24 protein-coding genes, 1 tRNA gene and 1 pseudogene are annotated in these 25,687 nt (G+C 64.7%); 13 read left to right on the top strand and 13 right to left on the bottom strand.

All coding sequences use genetic code 11. The features are described from left to right. Positions 1–61: 61 nt before the first annotated feature. From ACFWZU_RS07980 to ACFWZU_RS07960, 5 genes are all read left to right on the top strand, one after another. Positions 62–2,563 (top strand): DNA topoisomerase I, encoded by a 2,502-nt coding sequence (locus ACFWZU_RS07980; RefSeq protein WP_439700907.1) that lies wholly within the window; start codon positions 62–64, stop codon positions 2,561–2,563. A 2-nt stretch (positions 2,564–2,565) separates the two neighbouring features. Further along, a complete protein-coding gene (locus tag ACFWZU_RS07975) occupies positions 2,566–3,138 on the top strand; it encodes an L-threonylcarbamoyladenylate synthase (RefSeq protein WP_439700906.1) in 573 nt (190 codons plus the stop codon). Positions 3,139–3,272: 134 nt separating this feature from the next. Beyond that, positions 3,273–4,655: an AMP-binding protein gene (locus ACFWZU_RS07970; protein ID WP_439700904.1), complete on the top strand. Its 1,383-nt coding sequence runs from the start codon at positions 3,273–3,275 to the stop codon at positions 4,653–4,655. Between the two features lie 128 nt (positions 4,656–4,783). Continuing rightward, positions 4,784–6,070, top strand: a complete 1,287-nt coding sequence (gene purD, locus ACFWZU_RS07965; RefSeq protein ID WP_439700902.1) for a phosphoribosylamine--glycine ligase — start codon at positions 4,784–4,786, stop codon at positions 6,068–6,070. Between the two features lie 114 nt (positions 6,071–6,184). Then, positions 6,185–7,630 carry a hypothetical protein gene (locus ACFWZU_RS07960; RefSeq protein ID WP_439700901.1) on the top strand — a complete coding sequence of 482 codons (1,446 nt, stop codon included), beginning with the start codon at positions 6,185–6,187 and terminating at the stop codon, positions 7,628–7,630. Here the strand turns inward: ACFWZU_RS07960 and ACFWZU_RS07955 are convergent. Continuing rightward, positions 7,627–8,040, bottom strand: a complete 414-nt coding sequence (locus ACFWZU_RS07955; RefSeq protein WP_439700899.1) for a TonB-dependent receptor — start codon at positions 8,038–8,040, stop codon at positions 7,627–7,629. The two genes, ACFWZU_RS07960 and ACFWZU_RS07955, sit on opposite strands and share 4 nt — an antisense overlap. A gap of 244 nt (positions 8,041–8,284) precedes the next feature. Here ACFWZU_RS07955 and ACFWZU_RS07950 point away from each other — a divergent pair, with 244 nt between their 5' ends. Continuing rightward, positions 8,285–10,159, top strand: a complete 1,875-nt coding sequence (locus ACFWZU_RS07950) for an MFS transporter (RefSeq protein ID WP_439700897.1) — start codon at positions 8,285–8,287, stop codon at positions 10,157–10,159. A gap of 96 nt (positions 10,160–10,255) precedes the next feature. Here the strand turns inward: ACFWZU_RS07950 and ACFWZU_RS07945 are convergent, their stop codons facing one another. From ACFWZU_RS07945 to ACFWZU_RS07910, 8 genes are all read right to left on the bottom strand, one after another. Next, positions 10,256–11,125, bottom strand: coding sequence for a beta-lactamase induction protein (locus ACFWZU_RS07945; protein WP_439700896.1), 870 nt, complete (start codon positions 11,123–11,125; stop codon positions 10,256–10,258). 121 nt (positions 11,126–11,246) lie between these two features. Further along, positions 11,247–12,206 (bottom strand): NAD(+) diphosphatase, encoded by a 960-nt coding sequence (gene nudC, locus ACFWZU_RS07940; RefSeq protein WP_439700894.1) that lies wholly within the window; start codon positions 12,204–12,206, stop codon positions 11,247–11,249. A 5-nt stretch (positions 12,207–12,211) separates the two neighbouring features. Beyond that, on the bottom strand, positions 12,212–12,580 hold the full coding sequence (erpA, locus tag ACFWZU_RS07935) for an iron-sulfur cluster insertion protein ErpA (protein ID WP_439700892.1): 369 nt from the start codon (positions 12,578–12,580) through the stop codon (positions 12,212–12,214). A gap of 87 nt (positions 12,581–12,667) precedes the next feature. Next, positions 12,668–13,099: a bactofilin family protein gene (locus ACFWZU_RS07930; protein WP_439700890.1), complete on the bottom strand. Its 432-nt coding sequence runs from the start codon at positions 13,097–13,099 to the stop codon at positions 12,668–12,670. 2 nt (positions 13,100–13,101) lie between these two features. Next, a complete protein-coding gene (locus ACFWZU_RS07925) occupies positions 13,102–13,842 on the bottom strand; it encodes a DUF6776 family protein (protein ID WP_439700888.1) in 741 nt (246 codons plus the stop codon). 107 nt (positions 13,843–13,949) lie between these two features. After that, positions 13,950–14,420, bottom strand: coding sequence for a bacterioferritin (bfr, locus tag ACFWZU_RS07920; protein ID WP_439700886.1), 471 nt, complete (start codon positions 14,418–14,420; stop codon positions 13,950–13,952). Positions 14,421–14,519: 99 nt separating this feature from the next. Then, positions 14,520–14,726 carry a (2Fe-2S)-binding protein gene (locus ACFWZU_RS07915; protein ID WP_439701175.1) on the bottom strand — a complete coding sequence of 69 codons (207 nt, stop codon included), beginning with the start codon at positions 14,724–14,726 and terminating at the stop codon, positions 14,520–14,522. Positions 14,727–14,772: 46 nt separating this feature from the next. Next, the gene (locus ACFWZU_RS07910) at positions 14,773–15,318 is read right to left on the bottom strand and encodes an RNA pyrophosphohydrolase (protein ID WP_439700884.1); all 546 of its coding nucleotides are present in this window, start codon (positions 15,316–15,318) and stop codon (positions 14,773–14,775) included. Positions 15,319–15,476: 158 nt separating this feature from the next. Here ACFWZU_RS07910 and ACFWZU_RS07905 point away from each other — a divergent pair. The 3 genes from ACFWZU_RS07905 to ACFWZU_RS07895 all read left to right on the top strand — a co-directional run bounded on the left by ACFWZU_RS07905 (position 15,477) and on the right by ACFWZU_RS07895 (position 17,766). Continuing rightward, positions 15,477–15,553, top strand: a tRNA-Met gene (locus tag ACFWZU_RS07905). Between the two features lie 164 nt (positions 15,554–15,717). Further along, positions 15,718–16,944, top strand: a complete 1,227-nt coding sequence (locus tag ACFWZU_RS07900) for a tyrosine-type recombinase/integrase (protein ID WP_439700883.1) — start codon at positions 15,718–15,720, stop codon at positions 16,942–16,944. 87 nt (positions 16,945–17,031) lie between these two features. Beyond that, complete coding sequence (locus ACFWZU_RS07895; protein ID WP_439700881.1) at positions 17,032–17,766, top strand: hypothetical protein; 735 nt, start codon at positions 17,032–17,034, stop codon at positions 17,764–17,766. On the opposite strand, the gene ACFWZU_RS07890 is transcribed toward ACFWZU_RS07895, so the two are convergent. The 4 genes from ACFWZU_RS07890 to ACFWZU_RS07875 all read right to left on the bottom strand — a co-directional run bounded on the left by ACFWZU_RS07890 (position 17,747) and on the right by ACFWZU_RS07875 (position 21,120). Then, the gene (locus tag ACFWZU_RS07890; RefSeq protein WP_439700879.1) at positions 17,747–18,877 is read right to left on the bottom strand and encodes a YagK/YfjJ domain-containing protein; all 1,131 of its coding nucleotides are present in this window, start codon (positions 18,875–18,877) and stop codon (positions 17,747–17,749) included. The genes ACFWZU_RS07895 and ACFWZU_RS07890 overlap by 20 nt on opposite strands. Before the next feature lie 260 nt (positions 18,878–19,137). Further along, the gene (locus ACFWZU_RS07885) at positions 19,138–19,380 is read right to left on the bottom strand and encodes a helix-turn-helix transcriptional regulator (protein WP_439700877.1); all 243 of its coding nucleotides are present in this window, start codon (positions 19,378–19,380) and stop codon (positions 19,138–19,140) included. A 319-nt stretch (positions 19,381–19,699) separates the two neighbouring features. Further along, on the bottom strand, positions 19,700–19,960 hold the full coding sequence (locus tag ACFWZU_RS07880; protein ID WP_439700876.1) for a hypothetical protein: 261 nt from the start codon (positions 19,958–19,960) through the stop codon (positions 19,700–19,702). A 203-nt stretch (positions 19,961–20,163) separates the two neighbouring features. Continuing rightward, on the bottom strand, positions 20,164–21,120 hold the full coding sequence (locus ACFWZU_RS07875) for a DUF932 domain-containing protein (protein ID WP_439700874.1): 957 nt from the start codon (positions 21,118–21,120) through the stop codon (positions 20,164–20,166). Between the two features lie 433 nt (positions 21,121–21,553). Between ACFWZU_RS07875 and ACFWZU_RS07870 the strand changes: the two genes are divergently transcribed. The 4 genes and pseudogenes from ACFWZU_RS07870 to ACFWZU_RS07855 all read left to right on the top strand — a co-directional run bounded on the left by ACFWZU_RS07870 (position 21,554) and on the right by ACFWZU_RS07855 (position 25,683). Continuing rightward, positions 21,554–22,321: a CoA transferase subunit A gene (locus ACFWZU_RS07870; RefSeq protein WP_439700873.1), complete on the top strand. Its 768-nt coding sequence runs from the start codon at positions 21,554–21,556 to the stop codon at positions 22,319–22,321. Next, a pseudogene (locus ACFWZU_RS07865) lies at positions 22,276–22,911 on the top strand (3-oxoacid CoA-transferase subunit B). The gene ACFWZU_RS07870 and the pseudogene ACFWZU_RS07865 overlap by 46 nt, the downstream one beginning before the upstream one ends. Before the next feature lie 166 nt (positions 22,912–23,077). Further along, positions 23,078–24,091 carry a DNA-methyltransferase gene (locus ACFWZU_RS07860; RefSeq protein WP_439700871.1) on the top strand — a complete coding sequence of 338 codons (1,014 nt, stop codon included), beginning with the start codon at positions 23,078–23,080 and terminating at the stop codon, positions 24,089–24,091. A 2-nt stretch (positions 24,092–24,093) separates the two neighbouring features. Beyond that, entirely contained in the window at positions 24,094–25,683 is a 1,590-nt protein-coding gene (locus ACFWZU_RS07855) for an McrB family protein (RefSeq protein WP_439700870.1), read from the top strand. The last annotated feature ends 4 nt before the right edge of the window (positions 25,684–25,687 follow it).

Genomic DNA, 25,687 nt, shown 5'->3' with positions numbered 1-25,687 from the left:
ACTAATAAAGAGTGTGCCCGCCAGACCGGCGGCACGGACGTCCCCGGAACCCCCCGACCCCATGGCCAAAAACCTCCTCATCGTCGAGTCGCCCGCCAAGGCCAAGACGATCAACAAATACCTCGGCAACGACTTCCAGGTCCTCGCCTCCTACGGCCATGTGCGCGACCTCAAGCCGAAGGAGGGTGCGGTCGACCCGGACAACGGCTTCGCGATGAAGTACGAGGTGATCGAGCGCAACGAGAAGCACGTCGACGCCATCGCCAAGGCAGCCAGGGCAGCCGACGACATCTATCTGGCGACCGACTTGGACCGCGAGGGCGAGGCGATTTCCTGGCACATCAGCGAGATCCTCAAGGAGCGCGGCCTGACCGAGGGCAAGCGCATGCACCGGGTGGTGTTCTCCGAGATCACGCCCAAGGCGATCAAGGCGGCGGTCGCCTCGCCGCGCGACCTTTCCCACGACATGGTCGACGCGCAGCAGGCGCGCCGCGCGCTGGATTACCTGGTCGGCTTCAACCTCTCGCCGGTGCTGTGGCGCAAGGTGCAGCGCGGCCTCTCCGCCGGCCGCGTGCAGAGCCCGGCGCTGCGCATGATCGTCGAGCGCGAGGAGGAGATCGAAGCCTTCGTCGCCCGCGAATACTGGACCGTCGAGGCGAAGCTCAAACACGGCGACGGCGACTTCGGCGCGCGCCTGACCCGGCTCAACGGCAAGAAGTTCGAGCAGTTCGACCTCACCAACGAGGCCGACGCGATGGCCGCGCGCGGCGCGCTGAAGGACGCCGCGCATGGTCGCCTGACCGTCAGCGAAGTCACGTCCAAGGAACGCAAGCGCCGGCCGGCGCCGCCGTTCACCACCTCGACCCTGCAGCAGGAGGCGGCGCGCAAGCTCGGCTTCTCCACCAGCCGCACGATGAAAGTCGCCCAGGGCCTGTACGAAGGCGTCGGCCTCGGCAGCGAAGGCAACGTCGGCCTGATCACCTACATGCGTACCGACTCCACTGCGTTGTCCAGCGAGGCGACCGACGAGCTGCGCGCGCTGATCGCCCGCGACTTCGGCCGCGGCGCGCTGCCCGACGGCGTGCAGGTGTATCGCACCAAGTCCAAGAACGCGCAGGAGGCGCACGAGGCGATCCGTCCGACCTCGGCCATGCGCACGCCGCGCCAGGTGGCCGCCTTCCTCAACGACGAGCAGCGCAAGCTGTACGAGCTGATCTGGAAGCGCACCGTCGCCTGCCAGATGATCCACGCCACGCTCAATACCGTGTCGGTCGACTTCGACCTGCCCAACGCCGCCGGCGGTCCCGCCGCGTTCCGTGCCACCGGCACGACCGTGGTCGACCCGGGCTTCCTGGCCGTGTACGAGGAAGGCCGCGACCAGAAAAGCGCCGAGGACGACGACGAAGGCCGCCGCCTGCCGCGCATGGAGAAGGGCGAGCAGGTCGCCCTGGCCGACATCCTCGCCGACCAGCACTTCACCGAGCCGCCGCCGCGCTATTCCGAAGCCAGCCTGGTCAAGGCGCTGGAGGAATACGGCATCGGCCGTCCGTCCACCTACGCCAGCATCATCCAGGTGCTGCAGAACCGCGAATACGTGTTCCTGGAGAGCCGCCGCTTCAAGCCGACCGACGTCGGCCGCGCGGTGGGCAAGTTCCTCACCCAGCACTTCAACCAGTACGTCGATTACGACTTCACCGCCAGGCTCGAGGACGAGCTGGACGCGGTCAGCCGTGGCGAGGAAGCCTGGGTGCCGTTGATGGAGCGCTTCTGGCAACCGTTCAAGACCCAGGTCGAGGAGAAGACCGAGTCGGTCGACCGCAGCGAGGCGACCGGCGCGCGCGAGCTGGGCATCGATCCGAAGAGTGGCAAGCCGGTGTCCGTGCGGCTGGGCCGTTATGGGCCGTATGCGCAGATCGGCGACAAGGACACCGACGAGAAGCTGCAGTTCGCGTCGCTGCGTCCCGGCCAGAGCATGCACACCATCACCCTCGAGGAGGCGATGGAACTGTTCAAGCTGCCGCGCCAGCTCGGCCAGTCCGAATCCGGCGAGGACGTGAGCGTCGGCATCGGCCGCTTCGGCCCCTTCGTCAAGCAGGGCAGCACCTACGCCTCGCTCAAGGCGGAGGACGACCCGTATACGATCGAGCTGCCGCGCGCGCTGCAAATCGTGCGCGAGAAACTGGAGATGCTCGCCAATCGCGTGATCACCGACTTCGGCAACGGGGTGCAGGTGCTCAACGGCCGCTACGGGGCCTACATCACCGACGGGGAAAAGAATGCACGCATCCCCAAGGACACCGAGCCGAAGGACCTGACCGAGGCGCAGTGTCTGGAGCTGCTGGCCGCGGCGCCGGCCAAGAAGGGCCGCTTCGCGCGCAAGGGCGCCACCAAGCAGGCGGCGGCGAAGAAGGCACCCGCTGCGAAGAAGGCGGCACCGAAGAAAGCGGCGGCCAAGAAGGCAACGGCGAAGAAGACCGCGGCCAAGAAAACGGCGGCCAAGAAGACGGCTGCCAAGAAGGCCGCGAGCAAGAAGGCCGCCGCGAAGAAGACCGCCGGCGCCTGATCGTGACCGACCGCTTCACCCTGGCCGAATGCGAGGCCGCCGCTGCACTGATGCGCCGCGGCGGCGTGCTGGCCTATCCGACCGAAGCGGTCTACGGCCTGGGTTGCGATCCGCGCGACCAGGCCGCCTTCAGGCGCCTGTTCGCGCTCAAGCAGCGCCCGCCCACCCAGGGCGTGCTGCTGATCGCGGCCGACTTCGCCCAGGTCGAGCGCTACATCGATCTGGCCCGCGTGCCCGCCGAGGTGCTGGTGCAGGTCAAGGCGAGCTGGCCGGGGCCGAACACCTGGATCTTTCCGCGCACGGCGGAAGTGCCGGATTGGGTCGCTGGCGCACATGCGGGCATCGCGCTGCGGGTCACGGCCCATGAACCGGCCGCCGCGCTGTGCCGCGCCTGGGGTGGCGCACTGGTGTCGACCAGCGCCAATCCGCACGGTTCGCCACCGGCGCGCAGTGCGCAGCAGGTGCTCGATTATTTCGGCGACAGGCTGGACGGCGTGCTCGATGCCCCGCTTGGCGGCCAGGGACGCCCGACGGTGATCCGTGATGCCCTCACCGGCGCTATCATCCGCGCCTGAGCGTCCAGGGGGCGCCGCGGGCCCGTTGGACGGCCAGCGGCGGGACAGCAGCACACGCGCGCTTCACGCCGGCTTGCAACGGCCGGTCGCCATGCTGTGTGCGTCTGGCGCATGGCGAACTGGGAGATAGCGGCTTGGCCATCGTTTACGACACCTTCCAGCGCGAGGCGCCGCAGCGCCTGGCGCTGCTGCACGCGGACACGCCGGAGCGCGTGCTGGCCTGGCGCGGCGGCGCGCCGGTCAGTGCCGCCCAGTTCCTCGCCCATGTGCGCCAGGTGGCGGCTACGCTGCCCACTGCCGGCGCGGCGGTGAACCTGTGCGAGGACCGCTACGCCTTCCTGGTCGCCTTCTGTGCCATCGTGCTGCGCGGCCAGACCAACCTGCTGCCCTCCTCGCGCGCGCCGCAGGCGGTCGACGAGGTGATGGCCGCGCATCCGGGTTGCTATGCCCTGGGCGAGCAGGCGCTCGATCCGGCTCCCACCGGTTACCACCGCATGCCGGCGTTGTCTGCCGCCGCCCTGGACGAGGCCGTCGAGAGCTGGCCGCAGATCCCGGCAGACCAGGTCGTGGCGATCGGCTACACCTCCGGCTCGACTGGCGTGCCCAGCGCCAACGTGAAGACCTGGCGCAGCTTCCACGCCAGCAATGCGGGCAACCTCTCGATGCTGCGCGCGGCCGTCGGCACGCGCTTCGCCGCGGTCGCCACGGTGCCGTCCCAGCACATGTACGGCATGGAAATGAGCGTGCTGTTGCCGCTCCTGGGCGGGGTCGGTGTGCATGCGGGCCGGCCGTTCTTTCCGGCCGACGTCGCCTCGGCGCTGGCCGAGGTGCCGGAGCCGCGCGTGCTGGTGACCACTCCGGTGCACCTGCGCGCGCTGGTCGAATCGGGCATCACGCTGCCGCCGCTGGCGGCCATGGTGTCGGCCACCGCGCCGATGCCGGTCGAACTGGCGCAGGCGGCCGAAGCGCGCTTCGGCGCGCCACTGCTGGAAGTGTTCGGCTCGACCGAAACCTGCGTGTTCGCCAGCCGCCGCACCACGCGCGAGGAAGCCTGGACGCTGTATCCAGACGTGCACCTGCATCCGCAACCGGACGGCACCCAGGTGGACGCGCCGCAACTGGACGCGCCCCGGCTGCTGGCTGACATCGTCAGCCTGTCCACCGACGGCCGTGCCTTCCGCCTGCGTGGTCGCCAGGCCGACATGCTGGAGATCGCCGGCAAGCGGGCCTCGCTGGGCGACCTCACCCGCCGCCTGCTGGCCATCCCCGGTGTCGAGGACGGCGTGGTCTTCCAGCTCGATGGCGGCGACACGCTCGGCGTGCATCGCATCGCCGCACTGGCCGTGGCCCCGGGGCTGGACGAACACGCGATCCTGGAGACGCTGCGCCGGGCAATCGATCCGGTATTCCTGCCGCGCCCGCTGCTGAAGGTTTCCGCGCTGCCGCGCAACGAAACCGGCAAGCTGCCGCGCGCCGCCTTGCTCGAACTGCTCGCCCGCCACCACACGCACCCGTAGGGCTTCAGCCCGGCATCCTGCACCGGAGCGACGGGGCTGAAGCCCACCCCGCGTTCCAAAGCACCGCGCCCGCACCGCTACAATGCGCGCCTGCGCCGCGGGGCGCGCGACCTGGCTTCGGAGAGCGCATGAAGGTTCTGGTGATCGGCAGCGGTGGGCGCGAGCACGCGCTGGCGTGGAAGCTGAAGCAGTCGCCGCGGGTCAGCGAAGTGATCGTCGCGCCTGGCAACGCGGGCACCGCGCGCGAGCGTGGCCTGCGCAACGCCGACGTGGCGATGAACGACCTCGACGGGCTGCTCCGGCTGGCCAAGGCCGAAAAAGTCGAGCTCACCGTGGTCGGTCCCGAGGTGCCACTGGTCGCCGGCGTGGTCGATCGCTTCCGCGCGGCAGGGCTGCGCATCTTCGGGCCGCGCGCGATCGCCGCGCAGCTGGAAGGCTCCAAGGCCTTCGCCAAGGATTTCCTGCTCCGCCACAACATCCCGACCGCGCGCTACGCGGTGTTCAACGAACTCAACGCCGCGCTCGCCTACGTGCGCGAGAACGGCGCGCCGATCGTGATCAAGGCCGACGGCCTGGCCGCCGGCAAGGGTGTGGTGGTGGCGCTGACCCTGGCCGATGCCGAGCAGGCGCTGCACGACATGCTGGGAGGCCACATGTTCGGCAACGCGTCGGCACGCGTGGTGATTGAGGAGTTCCTCGAGGGCGAGGAAGCCAGCTACATCGTGATGAGCGACGGCAGCCACGCACTGCCGATGGCGTCCAGCCAGGACCACAAGCGCCGCGACGAGGGCGATCTCGGTCCCAACACCGGCGGCATGGGGGCGTATTCGCCGGCGCCCGTGGTCACGCCCGCGGTCGAGCAGCGCATCCTCAAGGAAGTGATCGAGCCGACCCTGCGCGGCATGGCGGCCGAGGGCGCACCGTTCATCGGTTTCCTCTACGCCGGCCTGATGATCGACAAGAGCGGTGCGCCGAAGGTGATCGAATTCAACGTGCGCTTCGGCGATCCGGAAACGCAGCCGATCATGCTGCGCCTGAAGTCCGACCTGGTCGAGCTGATCGAGGCCGCGCTGGACGGCGAGCTGCACCACACCCGCGCGCAGTGGGACAGCCGCCCGTCCATCGGCGTGGTGGTGGCGGCCGAGGGCTACCCCGGTCGCGTGCGCAACGGTGATCCGATCGGCGGCCTCGACGGCGTGTTCGATGCCACCGTGAAGGTGTTCCATGCCGGCACGAAGCTGGACGAGCAGGGCCGGCCGGCCACCGCTGGCGGGCGCGTGCTGACCGTTTGCGCGCTCGGCCACGACCTGGCCGCCGCGCGTGAACACGCCTACGAGGCGGTTTCCAAGATCCATTTCAACGGCGCGTTCTGCCGTCGCGATATCGCGCACCGGGCGCTGCGGCGCGCGGACTGACGGGTTGGTCGAGACACGCCCGCCGTGCGTGGCGTACGTGCGGCGGCGCGCTTGTCGCCCACCCCCTACGGATCGGCAGGAAGCGACGAGGCAGGCGTGATGACGACAAAGGGAATGCTCGACCACCCGCGCTCGACCCTCCGGATCGGCATCGCACTGCTGGGCGCCTCCGTGCTCCTCATGTGGCTGCCGGCTTTGCGCACGCCCTTCTGGGGGGATGACTACCTTTACATCTACGCGGCCCATGCGGCGAATGCCTCGCCGGCTCCCTGGTGGTCCGATTTCGCGCCGACGGCGCTTCCCAGGTTCTGGCGGCCGCTCTCCCAGGAAGGCTACTGGCGCCTGATCGACGGGGTGTTCCACGACAGCCCGCTTGCCACCCACATGGTCAGCCTGGCTCTTCATCTGCTGGCCAGCGCGGGTGTCTTCCTGCTGGCCCTTGCCATCGCCCGTGCCTGCAGGTGGGCGATGGCCCGGTCGACGGCGGCGCTCGCGGGCGTGATCTATGCCGGGCTGGGCATGCACCTGCTTCCGGTGCACTGGGCCGCGGCCGCCAACAATTCGCTCCTGACGTTGTTCACCACCCTTTGCCTGGCCGCCTGGGTGGGGGCGTCCGGCGCGGTGGGACTGCGCCGCTTCCTGTTGCTGGCGAGCATGCCCCTGACGCTGGCCTTGGCGCTGTTGAGCAAGGAGTCTGCCGCGTTGACGGTGGTCCTGATGGCGGTCCTGCGGCTGTTCACCGGGCAGCTGCGGGTGCGCACCGGCGAGGTGGTGGCGGTACTCGCCTGCACGGCGGTCACAGCGATCTGGCTGCTGCTGCGTGCGCACTTCACGACGCAGGTCGATGCAGCCTACGAACTGACCTTCGGTCGCAACGTGGTTCGCAACGCGGTTGCGTTCGCCGGCTGGATGGCGGGCGTTCCGCGAGAGGCCGTGCGTATGGCCGCCACTGGCGACCGCTGGCGAGCCCTCGCGTGGATCGCGCTGGCAGCCCTGCCGATGCTGGTGGCGGCCACGGTCGCATGTCGGCAGGGTGGTTCGCTGCTGCGCATGCGCCAGTGGCTTTCCATCGTGCTCTTTGCCGGTATCGCATACGGCCCCTATTTCCTGCTCGCGTGGAACAGCTATCCGTATTACGCGGCGATCGCCGCGATCTTGCCTGCCATCGTGCTGGCGCACTGTTCGGTTGCCGGACCCCGCGTGTGGGTCATCCTTTCCTTGCTGGCGCTCTCCTCGTGGTCGGCAGTCGAGGTGACGCGGCAGCTGGATCATCCCGCCCTGATCGGGCGGGCCCGCTGGGGCGAGCGGCTCTTGCGGGACCTGGAGCGACGCAAAGTCGAGCCGCCCCTGTGGGTGGCCGTCCGCGATGCGCATCGCTTTTACGCAGTCGGCCAATATGGCCTGGCCTGGCGCCTGCACCTTCCGGTGGACGGCATTCACCTGGCCGGGCAATGCCCCGCCGCCGCCAGCCAGTGCCTGAGGATCGACGACGACGGGGCCTGGCGCCTTGAGGGCCCAGTCAGCCCCCCGGCACCTGTGTCGGATAGCAAGAGGCGCTAGATCGCCGCCTTGTCCGTCGGTGATTGTCCGACTGCCAGGGCAGTGCCCGGACGCACCACCATGTAGAGCATCAGCAGCATGCCCAGCAGCACGCCGATCGAGCCGATGCCCAGCAGCGGCCCCAGCGTCTGTTCACTGGCCTTGCCGCCGTAGAGCAGGAACAGGCCGGCCAGCAGCACGATGGCCGCCACCTGGTGCAGCACGAACTGGGTCAGGGCCAGGGCGCGGCGTGGCGCTTCCAGCCACAGCCGGTGAATGATGCCGTACACCAGCGAGAGCACGAAGCCGACCAGCAGCACGTGCGCGTGTGTCACCAGCTGCCCATGGTTGTGCGAGGCCGCCATGTAGATGCCCAGCCCCATGCCGATGGCGGCATAGCACAACGCCCAGACCAGAAACCTCCGGCTCATGTCCATCACGTTTTCCCCTCTCCAAACGCAGGCGCCAGATAGGCGGGCGCCGTGAGCGCCGCGGAAGGCTTCGCTGGCATGTGATCCGGCGAATCCGCCCCCCGGCGGCACCTTCCCCGGCCGAAGGTATGCCCATTGGCGCCACCTCGCAACGCGACCCCGGGTGGCTGGCGGAAACCGGCTTTCAAGCTAGGCTAGCGCCAGCCTCCAGCCTCCAGCCTCCAGCCTCCAGCCCCGGACCCGCATGAGCCAATTCGACCTGCTCGGCCAGCGCCGCTTCGCGCCGTTCTTCTGGACCCAGGCGCTGGGCGCGTTCAACGACAACGCCTTCCGCAACGCGCTGGTGATGCTGGTGGCGTTCCAGATGGGGCTGGACGACAGGAGCGTGTCGCTTTACACCAACCTCGCGCCGGCGCTGTTCATCCTGCCCTTCTTCCTGTTCTCCGCCACCGCCGGGCAACTGGCGGAGAAGTACGAGAAGACGCGCATCATCCGCGCGGTGAAGCTGTTCGAGATCGGCGCGATGGCGCTGGCGGCCATCGGTTTCCACACGCACGACACCGCGCTGTTGCTGGTGGTGCTGTTCCTGATGGGTCTGCACTCGACCACCTTCGGGCCTATCAAGTACGCGATCCTGCCGCAGGCGCTCAGGCCCGGCGAGCTGGTCGGCGGCAACGGGCTGGTGGAGATGGGCACGCAACTGGCGATGCTGGTGGGCATGATCGCCGGCAACTCGCTGATGCTGGTCGCCGGCATCGGGCCGTGGCTGGCCTCGGCCGCCACGATCGCCGTGGCGGTGGCCGGTTATCTGGCCAGCCGGGGCATCCCGGCGGCGCCGGCCACCGCGCCGGAACTGAAGTTCAACTGGAATCCGCTCAGCGAGACCGCGCGTGTACTCGGCATCGTGCGGCGCGACCGTGCGGTGTTCAACGCTGTGCTCGGCATCTCCTGGTTCTGGTTCTTCGGCACGGTGCTGATCGCGCAGTTGCCCAACTACACGCGCGAGACGCTCGGCGGCGACGGCTCGGTCAATACGCTGGTGCTTACGTTGTTCTCGATCGGCACGGGCGTCGGTGCGCTGCTGTGCGAACGGATGTCGGGCAGGCGCGTGGAGATCGGCCTGGTGCCGCTGGGCGCGTTCGGCCTGACCGTGTTCGGCGTGGACCTGTACTTCGCACGGCACGGCGCGGCGCTGGCGCAGGGGCTCGACTGGCTGGCGTTCCTGCGCGGCGCGGGCAGCTGGCGCGTGGCGCTGGACCTGACCTTGATCGGCGTGTTCGCCGGCTTCTACGTGGTGCCGCTGTTTGCTTTCGTGCAGGCGCGCGCGCCGCGCGAGCAGCTCTCGCGCGTCATCGCGGGCAACAACATCGTCAACGCGCTGCTGATCGTGCTGGCGGCGGGTTTCGGGCTGGGCCTCGGTGCCCTGGGTTTCGATGCGGTGGAGACCTTCCTTGGCGCGGCGCTGCTCAATGTGGCGGTGGCGGCGTACATCTTCACGCTGGTGCCCGAGTTCCCGATGCGCTTCATCACCTGGGTGCTGGTCAACACGCTCTACCGCGTGCGCGTGGAAGGCATGCGCCACGTGCCGGAGGAAGGGCCGGCGCTGCTGGTGTGCAACCACGTCAGCTTCATGGACCCGCTGCTGCTGATGGCTAACCTGCGCCGCCCCGCGCGCTTCGTCATGTACTACCGGATCTTCAACATCCCACTGCTGCGCTTCATCTTCCGCACGGCCAAGGCCATCCCGATCGCCGGCCAGAAGGAGGATCCGGCCGTGCTGGCGGCGGCCTACGAGGCGATCGACCAGGCGCTCGCCGCCGGCGAAGTGGTGTGCATCTTCCCCGAGGGCGGGCTCACCCGCGACGGCGAAATCGGACCGTTCCGCCCGGGCGTGTTGCGCATCCTCGAGCGGCGGCAGGTGCCGGTAGTGCCGATGGCGCTGCGCGGATTGTGGGGCAGCGTGTGGAGCCGCCGCGACACGCGGCTGGGACGGGCGCGCCTGCCGCGGCGGTTCCGCGCGCGGGTGGAACTGGTGGTGGATGCGCCGGTGCTGCCCGAACGGCTGCGGCTGGATGTACTGGAAGCGCGCGTGCGCGAGCTGCGCGGCACGCTGGCCTGAGGTTCCTGTTTCGCAGGCGCCTACGTGTGGTGGATGCTCCTGCGTGGGACGGCACAAAGCATCGCCCGCATGGGGGCTGCCGCTAGCGTCACGGCGTCAGGTGAGCCAGCCACCCAGGACGATCAGCGCGACCACGCTCAGCCACGCCAGCAGGGCCCGCAGGAAGGCGCCACGCATGCGCGCCAGTTCCAGCAGCGGATCGGTGCGTTCCTCGGCATAGCCGTCGCCGGCCTCGATCTCCACCTCGATGTCGGCGCAGGCGGCGGCCGCCAGGAAATCCGGACCGTGGGTGTACCAGCTGGTCGGTGCCGCGTGCAGTCGCCAGCGATGCCAGGCGGACATCACCGCATCCCAGTGGCCGACCAGTGCCAGGGTGAACACCAGCAGCTGCGCAGGCAGCCAGTCCAGCGCGTTGGCGACGTAGCGAGCGTGGCTGCGGCTGGCGGCATCGAGTGCCAGTGTGTCGTCACGACCCAGCGTTTGCGCCAGCCGGTAGAGCAAGGCGCCGGCCGGCCCCAGCACGAAGAACCAGAACAGCACCCCGAAGCGCCGCCGCAACGCGGCGAGCGCCACCGCCTCGCCCAGCGCGTGCGCGTTCCACACGACCTGCGCGCCCGGCTCGGCCAGGCGCTGCGCGGCAACCTGCCGGGCGACCGGATCAGGCGCGTGCAGGATCGCTTCCAGATCGGCCTCGAATGCGTGCGGGCCCAGCCCGTAGAGCAACACCACGACCGCGAACGCCAACTGCAGGAAGCCGCCGAGCGGCAGGCGGCCGAACAGCTCGGCCAGCAGCAGGCAGAGCACGGCCGGCACCACCAGCGTCAGCAGCACGCGCCCCCGCCCGGCGGTGTCGTCCAGATGCCGGACCCAGCCGCGGAACACGCCATCGCCGCGCCACTGTGCAAGCTGGGGCAGCAGGTGCAGGAGGCCGAGGGCGAGGAGGGCGGCAAGCAGGCTGAGGGCCATCAGAAGGTTTCCTTGGTACGCCCGACCATTCTAGGGCAAGCGTTGCGCTCGCCCTTCAGGAGCGCACCTGTGCGCGACCGCCAGGCATGGCGCGGCCGTCGGGTCGCGCACGGGTGCGTTCCTACAGGGGGTCGGCAGTAAGCTCGTCGAGCTCGAGCCCGGCGCGTTCGCGCAACCAGTGCGCCAATAGCTGGTAGGAGACCGACAACCGCGACGGCGTGGCGAAGCTGCCGTCGGCCAGTCCGTCGACAATCTGCGCGGGCGTGAACCAGCGCGCCTCTTCCAGCTCGCCGTCGCGCAGGTCGATCGCCGTGTCGATCGCCTGGGCGACGAAGCCAACCATCAACGACGCGGGTAGCGGCCAGGGTTGCGAGGAGTGGTAGTGCACGTCGCCGACGCGCACGCCCGCTTCCTCGGCCACTTCGCGGCGCACGGCGTCTTCCAGCGATTCGCCCGGCTCGACGAAGCCGGCCAGCGCCGACCAGCGGGCCCTGGGCCAGCTCGCCTGGCGCCCGAGCAGACAGGCGCCCTGGTGTTCGACGATGGTGATGATCGCCGCATCGGTGCGCGGAAAGTGGAGCCGGCCACACGCCGCGTTGGTGCAGCGCATGCGATGGCCCGCGGCTACCCGCTCCAGTGGCGCGCCGCAACCGCTGCAGAAGCGCGTCTCGCGCTGCCAGTGCGCCAGGCCTTTGGCATAGGCGAACAGTCCCGCCTCGGCGGCGGGCAGGCGAAGGCCGGCCTCGCGCAGGCCGATACGGCGGGCGGCCAGACGGTCCTCGAGGGCGTCGGCCAGGCGTGGCTCATCCAGTGCGAGCAAGAAATGCGGGCAGCCTTCGGCGATGCCCAGCAGGCTGGCGGGTACGTCGGCGAACAGCTCGCGCCGCTCCGCTTCACCCAGCCAGCGCAGGCGCTCTGCCTCGCGCACGAGGTAACTTTCGCCGGAGGGATCCAGCACCAGATAACGTGCCTGCCCGCAGCCGCATTGTTCGGCGATCCAGGCGTCCTGGTCGCGGCGCTCGGCCATGCGGTCGAGCACCAGGCTCAGGCCGGCGAAGATGTTGGTGACGGGCGCGGCCATGCGGCTCAGGTGGAGAACGAGGAGCCGCAGCCGCAGGTGGTCTTGGCGTTCGGATTGCGGATCACGAACTGGGCGCCGGACAGGCTTTCGGCGTAGTCGATCTCGGCGCCGGTGAGGTATTGCAGCGAGAGCGGGTCGACCAGCAGGGTGACGCCTTCGCGATCGAGCGCGAAGTCGTCCTCGGCCTGGGCTTCGTCGAAGGTGAAGCCGTACTGGAAGCCCGAGCAGCCGCCACCGGAGATGTACACGCGCAGCTTCAGCGCGGGATTGCCCTCCTCGACGATCAGCTCGTGCACCTTGCGCGCGGCGGCCTCGGTGAACACCAGCGGTGCGTTGGCCTGGCGGTAGTCGGGAATCGGGACGAGGGTTTCCATGGGGCGAATGTGCGGTTGCAGGGGCACGATCTCAAGGATAACGCCTGCCGGGCCGCGGGCGCTCGCGACGCTGCTTCCCCCCGGGTGTCAGGCCGGCACGGCCTCGTCCAGTTCCGCGTCCGGCTGTGCCGGCGAGGGCAGCTCGCGCGCGACCGGCTCGACGCGATGGCTCATGCGACCGTTCACCTGCGCGCCGCCGGCCATTTCCAGCGTGCGGTAGTGCACGTCGCCAGTGATGCGCGCCAGCGGCGCGAGTTCCAGCCGCTCGCCGGCGTGGATGTCGCCCTGCACGGAGCCGTTGACGATCACGTGCGGCACGTGGATGTCGCCTTGCACCTGGCCATACTCGCTCACGGTGAACACCGCATCCTCGCCGTCGGCCAGCACGGTGCCCTCGATGCGGCCATCCAGGTGCAATGCGCCGCTGAAGCGCAGGTCGCCGCGGATCACCGTACCGCGGGCGATCAGGCTGGTGTCGTTGCTGCCGTCGGGACGGTCGGTGCGGCGTCGGTTGAACATGGTCAGTTTCCCCTTTCGATCGTGGTGAGGTTGCCCGACAGCGCGTCGTTCCACGCCACGGCGCGGTCGACGGCGTCGCCATCCTCGGGTTTGACGTGGATGCGCAGCCGCGTGGGCTTGAAGTCGGCCGGCAACATGAACGTGGCATGCAGCTGCTGGAAATAGCGGAAGCGGAACGGCAGACCGTCCTGCTGCGCTGCGTCGCCGAGCTGGGACCAGCCCAGGGCCACCACCTTGTCGCCGCGCACCCCTTCGACGCTGAGTGTCACGGTGCCGCTGACGTCGCTGCCGCGCTTGGCGTTCTGGGTCAGGCTGAGCGCGAGGTTCCAGGCGTGCGAGCCGTTGACCGGGCGCAGCTGCACTTCCTGCACCTTGAGGCCTTCACGCTGTGCGTTGCCGCCGACCAGGCGCGAATAGAAACCGAGGTCCGCGCGCAGGCCGTTGATTTCCTCGTCGCGCTCGGTGAGCGTGCCGCGCAGCGATTTGGTCGCGATGTCGGTGACCTGCTGCGCGCGCTTGAGATTGGCAATCTGCTGCTTGAGCTGTTCGTTCTCGGCGGAAAGCTTTCTGGCCTCGCGATGGTCGACCGCGGCGGGCGTCGTGCGCCATGCCAGCGTGCCGACCACACCGCCCGTCAGCAGCACGCTGACGAGCCAGGCCACGCCCAGCCACAGCCGGCGGCGGCGCAGGCTCGCCTCATCGTGCGGGCGCACGACGAAGCGGGGGGGCGGGCGTGAAGCCATGTGAAAGTCCGGCACTGCTGGGGCGACCGGTATAGCGGCAGCGTGACGAAAGCGTCAAGGAACGGCCGCACGCTTTGCGCAACCGATGCTGCCCGGAACGGACGGACTCAGCCGCCCATCTTGCTCTGCAGGTAGCGCTCGGCGCCGATGTCCTTGACCAGGTTGAGCTGGGTCTCGAGCCAGTCGATGTGCTCTTCCTCGTCGTGCAGGATGTTCTTGAACAGGTCGCGGCTGACGTAGTCGGCGATGCCTTCGCTGTGCGCGATCGCGGCACGAAGATCGATCGCGGCGGCCAGCTCCAGGTCCAGGTCGCCCTGGATGCACTCCAGCACGTTCTCGCCGATGCGCAGCTTGCCCAGGTGCTGCAGGTTGGGCAGCCCGTCGAGGAACAGGATCCGCTCGATCAGGTGATCGGCGTGCTTCATCTCCTCGATCGATTCCTTGTACTCGTGCCCGGCCAGCTCGCCGTAGCCCCAGTCCTTGAACATGCGGTAATGCAGGAAGTACTGGTTGATCGCGGTCAGTTCGTTGTACAGCACCTTGTTGAGGTACTCGATGACCTTGGCGTCGCCTTTCATGGGGAAGTCTCCGGTGCAGGGTCGACCGGTGACTATACGGGCTTGGACGCCCGCGGGTAGAAACGCGAATGGTTGCGTTTCGGGTCCGCCCGCGGCGGATCAGGCGGTGACCAGCGGCAGCGGGAACGTCACCTGCGCCAGCGCGGCGTCCAGCGTGGCGCGCGCTTCGGGTTCGCAGCAGCCGCAGCAGTCCGAGCAGCCGGTACGCGCCTGCAGTTCGGCGAAGGTGCGCACGCCATCGGCGACGGCGCGGCGAATGTCGCCGTCGGTCACGGCGTTGCAGAGGCAGATGTACATGGCGCGCATTCCAGCGCGAATGCGAATGATTGTCAACTAGATTCCTCGGCCGCGTTCAGGCGACCGCACGGCTGCCCGGTCGAGGACCCTCGGCGGCGCGTGGCAGGGCGCCCAGCTGGACGCTCAGCAGCTCCTCCACCAGCGGCGCGAAATGGCGCAGCGCCCGTTCGTAGACCTGGCGCTTGAAGTTGACTACGTGCACCGCCGGGTACCAGAAGTCGACCCAGCGCCAGATGTCGAATTCCGGCTTGTCGCAGGCGTCGAGCTTGAGCGCGTCCTCGCCGCCGACCAGGCGCAACAGGAACCACACCTGTTTCTGGCCGATGCAGGTGGGCCTCTGGTGGTGGCGCACGTAGCGGTTGGGCAGCCGATAGCGCAGCCAGCCGCGGGTGCTGGCGACCACTTCGACATGTTCGGGGAGCAGGCCGGTCTCTTCGGCCAATTCGCGGTACATGGCCTCCAGCGGGGTCTCGTCGCTGCGCATGCCGCCCTGCGGGAACTGCCAGCCGTCGTGGCTGACGCGGCGTGCCCAGAACAGGCGGCCGTCCGCATTCAGCAGCACGATGCCTACGTTCGGGCGATAGCCATCCGCATCGATCATGACGCCTCCTCGCGCCCGCGTGCCGCGCTTGCAGCGGCCAGGAGCTTCGAGGCCAACCATAGCGCGCGTGAGGTCGGAAAGCGAAGAGGCTTGAACCGGCCGGGTGCCCCAATTACACTGCCGGGCTCCGTTGGCGCCCCGCGCCGACGACGCCCCATGGCTATGTAGCTCAGCCGGTTAGAGCACAGCACTCATAATGCTGGGGTCGGTGGTTCGAGTCCACCCATAGCCACCACGAACTAGTCTAGTGACGTCCGTCGGCATCCAAGAAACCCAGTTATATCAAGGGTTGAAGGCCTCTAGGGCGTCCAGCGGCATCCGCTCTCTTCCATTGTGATCGGGCGGAAGGCGACGGTAGATTCGGCGGTAGCTTACCCCACTGCCGTAGGTGCTACCGTCATGCCCCTTACCGACATCTCTATACGCAGCGCGAAGCCCACTACCAAGCCTCGGAAGATGGCAGACGGTGGCGGGCTCTACCTTCTGTTGAACCCGAATGGCTCGCGCTGGTGGCGCCTGGACTACCGGTTCACGGGCAAGCGCAAGACCCTAAGCATGGGAACCTACCCGGATACCGGGTTGAAGGATGCTCGGGAGCGGCGTGATGCTGCGCGTAAGCTGCTTGCGAATGGCGTCGATCCAGGCGAGCACCGTAAGGCTGAGAGAGCGGCCGGAGTGGACCGTGCGGCGAACAGCTTCGAGGTGGTGGCACGCGAATGGCTGGCGCTTAGGCAGCGCGAATGGACGACTACTCAGTACGAAAAGGAACGAGGGCGCCTGGAGAACCATGCGTTTCCGTGGATTGGAGCTCTGCCCGTTGCAAGCGTCGGGGTCACTGAGATTCGGCCGCTCCTAGCCCGCCTGATCAAGCGGAACCACGTCGAGCAGGCTCACCGACTGCGTCATCAACTGAGCCGTATCTTCAGGTACGCAGTGGCCACAGAGCGGGCGGTCCGAGACCCCGCTGCCGATCTTCGGGATACGTTGCCTGCCCGCCAGCCACAAAACTACCCAACGATCGTTGACCCTAGGCAAGTCGGCGAGCTCATGCGAGCCATTGACGCCTTCACCGGCACCTTTGTCGTATCCTGCGCCCTTAGACTGGCCCCGTTGTGGTTTTGCCGGCCTGGCGAGATTCGTCAGGCGGAATGGGCTGACTTCGACTTGGACGGGGAACATCCGGCATACGCCATACCTCCGCGGATTCGGAAGCTCCGTAAGGCTGAGAAAGAGAATCCCAAAACGGCACCCCATATCGTCCCCCTCTCGTCCCAGGCGATAGCGATCCTTCGTGAGCTGCGCCAGGTGACAGGCCGCGGGCGATATTTGTTCCCCGGAGCCCGCAGCGTCGGTCGCAATATGTCGGATGGTGCGCTGAATGCTGCCTTGGCGCGCATCGGCTACAAGGGCGTCATCACCGGACACGGTTTTCGCCACATGGCTCGGACTCTGCTGGGCGAGCGCGGCTGGAATCCCGAAGCTCTAGAGCGTCAGCTCTCGCATAAGGAGCCCGGCGTTTCAGGCGTCTACAATAAGGCGCAACATCTGCCCGAGCGCCGGAAAATCATGCAGGAGTGGGCTGATTACTTAGACACGTTGAAGGCTTCCACAGAACCTGCTGGGTGAGCGGGTCCGCTGAGCTAAGCACGCTAGCGTTCCCAGCCTGCCCGTCGGCGCGCCGCTATCTATCCGATCGAGCGAAAACCGGTGTTCTTGACTGGACTCTATTACAGCGACGGTCCCACTCCTTCCTTGGCCGATTGCCTCAAGGCGACACAGTGGCGGATCCAGCGCCAGTACAGGACGCGCGCTGAGCACCGTAGTGGTGTGTCCTTTGAGGAATTCTGGAACGGCATATGCGACTGGCTAGGCAGTAAGGACCAGAAGAGGAACGCATCGAAGCTGGAGGCCCTCATTGAAATCCCGCCGCTTGACGAGCCTGAGGCGTTCGGTTCGCTCTCGTTAGCAGTCGCATATTGGATCGAGGCCGCGGTAGCGCACGATCACTTACGGGACGATGCTCGAAGCTGGGCGGCGCTACTGCGTTGCCACTACTACTTTGGCATGGCCTCAGGCCCTGCGACAGCAACGGAGCGGTCCTCGAAAGGCGGTGAAACACAGGCGGGAGCTTTCAAACCCTTGCGCAGCAAGGTTCTTGAATGGCTATCAGAGTTTCAAGAGAGCAGCTTTCCATCAGTTGCCGAGGTTATCAAGGATTTAAAGCCAAAGGTTGACTCCTTTAGGCCCGACCTTGCGGAGACAGCCGCTTTCCTGTCTCCTGTTAGCCATAGAAAGAAAGGGCACGGCAGAAGTACGAACTTCGCGAAGCTGATCCGTGACTGGACCCGAACGGACGAAGATGTTCGGGCCGCTGTGGAACGAGTGGTCGAAGGCGGCATTCGGAGAGGGCGAAAAAAAACCGTGGCGCCTAAGCGCCACGAACTGTGAGGGTCTGAGCATCTCCATTGTAGCTGCCTGTGGGGCCTGTCAGGGTGATCTTTGCTGGGCTCTCAGCAGCTAAAGTGCGTGGTCTGCCTCTACGTGCTCCCGTGCGGCGAATTAAAGCTCCTTTCCCGAATGTTCGCCCCACATCGGGTGCGTTCAACTTCACGTAATAGTCCACCTTTGCCAGGTACAGGGCTGCCTTTTCTAGCCCTGCGCGGAGTTCGGTGTCTGAGTATCTGATCGTCCCTATGCCAAGTAACCCAAGCTTCGAGTAGGTGTCCTTCCTGGCGTTACAGTTCCAATACGTGCCGCTACCTTCAGTAGCCACATTCACCCAATGCTCGCCTACCAGTTGGCCGAGCGTGACATCCTTCCGGACCTCGTGCCCGTTGAACAAAAGCATCAGGTGGTAGTGATATGACTTCAGTGTGCCGTATTCGAGCTTCCACACGTACCCAACCAACGTGGGAAATTTACGCCGAAGATACTTGAGGAGCTGCTTAAAATGCTTCTTGACAGTTGATGGGTTAAGCTCCTTGTCTTCCAGCTCCTCACGATATTCCTTGCTGTAGCCCAAGTCGAGTCTGACAACAACCAGCTTTGCAAACATCTCATGCAGTTCCCGAATGTACTTCAGAAGGCTTGCGGCATTCTTGCGTGCTGCTCGCTCTTGATCGTCGATTGATTTTTGGAATCCGCTTTCCCGTGCTGCGTAGCGGAGATCGCGGATCCAAGAATTAAAGGCGTCGACGGTGTCTGCGGCGAGATCTTGTTTACAGATTGAAGTATCGATGACCTTGTTCGAGAACAGGGTGAAGTACGGGGATAGCTTATTCTGGCTGAACAGCGCTGCTATGGAGCGCAAGTCAAAGGTAAGGCAAGTTAAAAGTCGCCTCCCCATGGGCGTCACTTTGACTATGTAGCGCTTCCTCCATCTGCATAGTTCCGTGGAAAAGAACTGTTCGTCTGACTTAGCGACTTCACGCATCAGCGAGTCAATTTCAATGATCTCTCTCGGGTAGTCGTATTCGTGGTGGATGATAAGCATCCCATCTTGCCAGGATGCCGTGCTAGCACGCCATTGGCGCTCGATTAATCTGTCCTTGTCCTTCATTGCTCCGCTTTTCCTCGGCAGTGCGTGCGGCTAGGCACGCACTGCCATTGGTTAGCACTGCCTCGTCTAGGTTAGGTGATGAACGCACATAAGCCAGGACAGCAGAGAGGAGGAATATGGGGAAACATAAAGAAACAGAAAACAGAAGATATAGGATCCCAAATCCAGCTCTTCAAGAAAAAGCCGTTTCATCTGGCTTGCGCGTCTCCTTGGGTTCATGAATTGTTTTAAGGAGCGCCTCCCAGTGCGGAAAGTTGGTGTTATGCGTCGCCTTTCTGTTGACGAGCTCGAGCATTGGCGCGAGAGCGAATCCAATCGGAAACTTCGGATTCAATCCACCCAATAGAAGTGGCTCCGAGCTTCACGGGCAGGGGAAACATCGGGTCAAAACGCGACGATCGAGGATTGATAAGGTTGTAAATGGTCGACCTTCCGAAACCGATGCGGCCTTGGACCTCTTTGATCCTCAGAATGCGCGGGCCGGTAGTCTCGACTACCTGCATGTTCTTCTTACTCCTTTGCTTGCGAGGTCCCCGGACTGTAGGGCGCTGCGCGGCGCGGAAAAATTACTTGATCCACTTGAAGTACCTTTCTTTCCCCTGGCGGGGCCTGACCGGGCGTGGAAGTTAGTTCCTCCGGTTGCTACAGGAACTAACTTCGCGGTGACCTTGCCCGTGGCGGAGCCGATGGCCGCAAGGCGCCGGACGTGTCCAGGGGGCAGAAGTTATGCGAGCGTCGGGTGCGACCGATGCGTGCCGCCGCTGTAGATGCAAAAAAAGAACCCGGCCAGAGGCCGGGTGTCATGCGACTCACTTCAGTGCTTCACCAACTGGCGCGGTAGTAGATATCCCACCCTTGGTCCGTCATGTTGATGGCATGCCCAAGGATCTCCAGGGTGTAGCGGACTTCCTGTGCGTCCAGGTAACCGACCCCGAAAGGGTTGGTCGGCTCTGGGGCCGGCCATGGGGTCTCGGTAGCGCGCTCGCAAAGCGCCTGCAGCGCTCCTAGAGACTCCTTGTCCACGAAGGCGGGGCGGCAATCGTCGCTGCCGCCTTGGACGTGGTGCACGAACCACTGGTGCAAGCTTCGCAACTTCCGCCAGTACCCAACGCGGACAACTACGTCACTGACTTCCAGAAGGTCCTCGCTTCGCCCTGGCTTTTCTTTGGGTGGCACATAGCCGATGGCCCCCGCAAGGGCGCTGCGTGTGGCAGCTTTGTGCGGATCGTGAAGGGGGACGTGCCGTCGAGCTTCTAGATACATATCCAATCCCATCGCAGTCTCCCTCACGCCAGCAGGCTGAGCGCCTCGTTCCAGGCACGCTGTTTTATCTGCGCACCATGGCCAAACCAGGCTGCGTCGCGTCGATGATCCGCACTACGTGCTCTGCGGTGGTGGTCGATGAACTCGGTAACGCTGTTCAGTACACCCCAGGCGGTGCCGCGACTGGATGCCATCAGTGCGCCTCTACCGTCCCCCTCGTAAAGAGAACGGACTGCCGAGACGGCCTGCTCATTGACCACGGCAGCTTTACCCTCGGGCGCTGGGTAGGTGAGCACCCGGCGCAATAGGCCTTCTACGGTGTCGGGATCAACTGGCCGCTCTACCAGGGCCCGCATACGGGCGGCGAACGCATCCCATGAAGACGTGGCGATACCCAGCTGACGCTTGACTGCAAGAGCATCGAAGTGACTACGATGTGGAACCTTGATCGCCCCTTGGTTGTCCCCGAGGGCGATGGACAGGGTGTTGTTGCAAACCACCCTCACGGAGGTGAACTGGGCTGTCGTAGCTAGCGTGCCATCGCATGCTTTAGCCAACAGCAGGTAGCCATCCACGCGGTCCTCCTTCTTGAGCAACGCGCTCTGGCCGGTTTTCGCCAGCGCCCAAAATTTACGCCCCCCGCGCAGGACCCCTGCCGTCTCCAGTTCGAAGCCGCTTTGAGTAGTGAGGTCGCGATAAAACTCAAGGATCTCACCCGGTTGCACCACGTGAAACCGCTTGGATACGACCGCCAGTGGTGCCTTGGTATCAGATCGGTAAAGCACACGCTGGCCCGGGAACGTGTGGTCGCTGCCGCATTGCCGGCTGCCGGAGACGTATTGGACTTCTGATGTTTCGATCCGCCAGTCCATCCCAGCCTGCCTTTTCCAGCTATCAATGGATTGCTGCGGAGCAAGTCTGTTGCCCAAGCCGTGCCAAGGGACATCGCCGGCGTAGGCCATCGTTTCAACAAGGTGCATTCCGTTACCTCGCGGTTAGCGTTTTCAAGCAGTAGCCGTGGCTCGGAGGGGTCCGAGCCACGGCTACTGAGCTAGCGGTTCGTTTAGTCAGGGTGCTCGGAAGCTGTCGCAGCTTGTGCCGTTGACAATGCCGACAAGCAAAGCGGTGGCCACGGCTAGCACGCAGCAGACCGTTTCAAGTTTCCCGTTCATTTTTCTTCTCATGTAAGACGCTACGGTGCGGAGCGTTGGCGCAGACCCGCTGGCTGTGGGTCCAACGCGGTGATATGTGTCTGAAATTTTTTTGGCTTGAGCTTCTGTGGGCAGCCAACACCGCAGCGGCGCGCTCTCCAATCACGCTCAGCCCCGCTGTGGATCACCAGCTGGACGGCCTTCGCCCAGCGATCAGCCTGGGAGGTATCCTCTCCAGTTGATCTCTGAACAAGGCAGAGCGATGGACCAGGCTTACCCCGACGCCAGGGCCGCGCTGCACGGCCTGCTGATCGACGACATGACGATCGCCGCGGACGGTTTCGGCCTGTGCGGCACCCCCGAGAACCTCATCGGTGCGCAGCTGGAAGCGGGCACGAAGGGGCTGACCATCGTCGGCAACAACGCCGGCGTGGACGACTTCGGGATGGGTCCGCTGCTCAAGACCCGCCGAGTCAAGCGCGTGTACGCCTCCTACGTGGGCGAGAACAAGGAATTCGAGCGCCAGGTGCTAGCCGGCGAGCTCGAGCTGCACCTCACTCCGCAGGGCACACTGGCCGAAAAGCTGCGCGCCGGCGGTGCCGGCATCCCCGGTTTCTACACGCGCACAGCGTTCGGCACCAAGATGGCCGAGGGCAAGGAAACCAAGGTGTTCGACGGCAAGGAATACGTGCTGAAGGAGGCCATCCACGCGGACGCTTCCATCGCCAAGGCGTGGAAGGGTGACCGGCTGGGCAACCTGGTACTCCGCGAGACCGCGCGAAACTTCAATCCGATGATCGCCACCTGCGGCAAGGTCTGCGTGGCCGAGGTGGAGCATCTGATCGAGGTGGGCGAGCTCGATCCGAACAACGTGCACGTGCCGGGCATCTATGTCGACCGCATCGCGAGAAGTACGAAAAGCGGATCGAATTCCGCACCATCGCCGGCGCCAACACCGGCAAGGAAAACCCGACCCGCACGGGCATGGCCCGGCGCGCCGCGAAGGAATTGCGCGACGGCTTCCACGTGAATCTGGGCATCGGCATCCCGACGCTGGTGGCCAACTACATCCCCGAGGGCATGGACGTGATCCTGCAGTCGGAGAACGGCCTGCTCGGCATCGGCCCGTTCCCCACCGAGGACCGGATCGACCCGGACCTGATCAACGCCGGCAAGCAGACCATCACCACCCTGCCCGGCTCGAGCTTCTTCTCCAGCGCCGACTCGTTCGCGATGATCCGCGGCGGGCACATCGACCTGTCGATCCTGGGCGGCCTGGAAGTTTCGGCCACCGGCGACCTGGCGAACTGGATGGTGCCGCGCAAGATGGTCAAGGACCCGGGCGGCGCGATGGACCTGGTCAGCGGCGTCAAGCGCGTGGTGGTGCTGATGTAGCAGACCGCGAAGGACGGCTCGCCCAAGATCAAGATCCAGTGCGATCTGCCGCTGACGGGCAAGGAGGTGGTCGACCTGATCATCACCGATCTGGCGGTGTTCGAGGTCGAGAAGAGCAGGGGCCTGACGCTGGTCGAGCTGAACGAGGGAGTGTCGCTGGAAGAGGTGGAGGCCAAGACCGGCTGCAAGTTCGCGACGAGGTTGGCCTCAAGGCAGCCAAGCTGACCGCCTAGCTCAACCTTGTGGGGTTGGCAAATGCCGTAGGATGACTCCGGTATGCCCTGGGGTGAAGCCAGAGCCAGGTGAGCACTCAGGCAAGTCTCCGTTTGTGCGAATCTGTCGCATTAAAGTCATGCGCGGGTTCCCCGCTACTCTTAGTAAGGTTTGACGAATGGCACCAAATTTACTCTCAGCCAAGAACGCTTCTGTTGACCCGAAAGATGCCCCTGGTACAGGAGTAGGTCATTCGAGCTTCGCAACAACTACCCGCCATATGGCCGGTTTGCTCCACGGTGACTCTGCCTCATCACTACGCCTGCTGCCGTCCGACACCTTCAACGTGGCCGTTACCTCCCCCCCGTACTACTGGGTGCGTGATTACGGCTATGACGGGCAGTTGGGGCACGAGGAGTCGGTTGAGGCGTACATTGAGAAGCTCATGGAAGTCTTCGACGAGGTGAAGCGTACCCTTCACCCGGAGGGAATTTTCTTTCTCAACATCGGTGACACCTATTATTCCGGCAATGGTCAGCCGCACGGAAGCGATCCAAAGTGTTCGTCGCGGAATTTCTTTCGCACCAAGGTCCGGCCTGTCGACGTAAGTGGATGGGATATTCCAAAAAAGAGCATGATCGGTATCCCATGGAAGGTCGCGTTTGAAATGCAGAATCGCGGCTGGACACTGAGGAGTGCCATCATTTGGAATCGTTGCAACGCGTTTGTCGAGCCTACAGCTCGGGATCGCCCTCACCGGCAATACGAACATGTCTTCATGTTCACTAAAAGCCGTTTTTACAGCTTTGATCGTTCAATGCTCAGGGAGGAGGATGTTTGGAACATTCCTATTGAGCGTAGTAGGCGTGCGAAGCACAACGCCGCTTTCCCTTCCGAGCTTGTGCGTCGTTGTATTGAGATTGGCAGCCCTGTGGGCGGACACGTCCTGGATCCGTTTGTGGGAAGCGGGACCTCGATCTTTACGGCTCTCGCTTACGACCGAAACGTTGTAGGCGTGGACATGAGCGATAACTACATCGATTACATCCGCTCGCAGCTCGAGGCCGATGGTCATGAAAGCATTTCCTGGCAACGCTTGATGCAGCGACTAGCGCGGCCATCTGCAGCCTGGGACGACTGGGCCGGAAACAAGACCAACTACCGAAAGCCTGGCAAGACTCGATCGGAGTAGTCATGAAGTACTTCAAGATAGAAACGATCAAGAATGCAATCCAGCGCCTTGAACACTACAGCGCGAACTGGTTGCTCCCAGCGTTCGTTTTTGCCGCGAATGACGTCGGTACGGACGCGGTCGTCGACATGTCGAAGAACCTCGGTACGGATACATTTCTTGATCGATATTTCCATGGCAAGCGCCTCAACCTGCCTGATCTCCCGAATGGGAACAACTTGCTTAGGCCCCGTCTAAAAGGTGTCTCCTGGGATAGAGGGGATTTCGCCGGCGACTTTATGGTTCGGCAAGACACCAAAATGTGGGGCAACCTGTTCTCTTCTCGTGGCTACCGAGAAATGCGGCTCTCTGGATATATTGATGGAGAGAAAGCGAACGTCATTCTGACTGATTCCTTTCAGCCAAAGTTCGAGGAGGTGATTGGTGACGACTTCCGCTTTGAAGACTTCCTTGTCTGGCTGTTCGCATTTGAGGGAGTCCCAGACAATGTAAACAGCTGGGATGCGTTGATGTCCCACCTGTTGGAAAGTCTGGAACTTACGCAATTTAAGGAGCCATACCAGCGCCGTTTTAGGCTGTCAGCTCCCGCGCTACCGTGGCCCGAGATGCTCGATACCCGCCCTTCTAACGAAGACTACTTGGAGGCTCTAGCGCCGAAGCTCTGGAATTCCCTACAACATCCCCCGGAGCCTCATGAGGAGGATCTGGAGGACGAGGAGACGCACGAGCCGACGCTAGGAGCAGACGATCCCGTCCTTGGGGCTATCAACGCAGCAATCCAGGCCCACGAAAGTTATACGTTCCTGTTGGCAGGGCCGCCAGGCACGGGGAAGACCACTTACGCGCGCGAGCTAGCGATGGCTCTGACCGAAAGCGATCCTGCGCGGTCTCTTTTCCTTCAGTTCCACCCCTCAATTGGCTACGACGACTTCATCGAGGGCTTCCGCCCCATAGCGGAGAGTGGAGAGTCAGGCGTTCGCTACGACCTAGATACTCGGCTGTTCATGAAATTCGCTGAGCGCGCAGCGGCAAGTGCCGAGAAATTCGTAGTTGTTATTGACGAACTGAACCGCGGAGATGTGGCTAGGATATTTGGCGAAGTGCTGACTTACCTCGAGACGGACTATCGCGAGCGAGAATTCACCTTGCCGTACTCAGGAAAGCGCGCTCAGCTTCCCAGGAACTTAATCATCATCGCTACTGCAAACCCGTACGACAGGTCGGTAACGGATCTGGACGATGCTTTGCTAAGGCGTTTCTGGGTAATCGAGATCGAGCCGGATGGTGTCTTTTTGCGCGGACATTTGCAGCGCGAGGGCGTTGACCAGGGGGTTATTAACAGAACCCTTCAGATGTTCACGATTTTAAACCGCGTTCTCCCCCATGGGTTTGGGCACACAAACTTCCTACGTGTCCGGTCCGTTGAAGATCTTGCGGGTGTCTGGACCTCGCGAGTTCGCATGACGTTGCGCAGAGCGTTCACCCACGATCGTGCAACGTTCGATAAGGTGGTTGGTCAAATCGAGGAGCTACTGAAGACGCGGGAGGAGCCGGATCCAGCTGAAGGCCAGCCGGTTAGCATCGAGGCGTAGATTG

The organism is Frateuria sp. GZRR33 (genome assembly GCF_051900425.1).
GTDB lineage: Bacteria > Pseudomonadota > Gammaproteobacteria > Xanthomonadales > Rhodanobacteraceae > Frateuria_A.
This window is presented reverse-complemented; position numbering and strand designations above follow the sequence as displayed.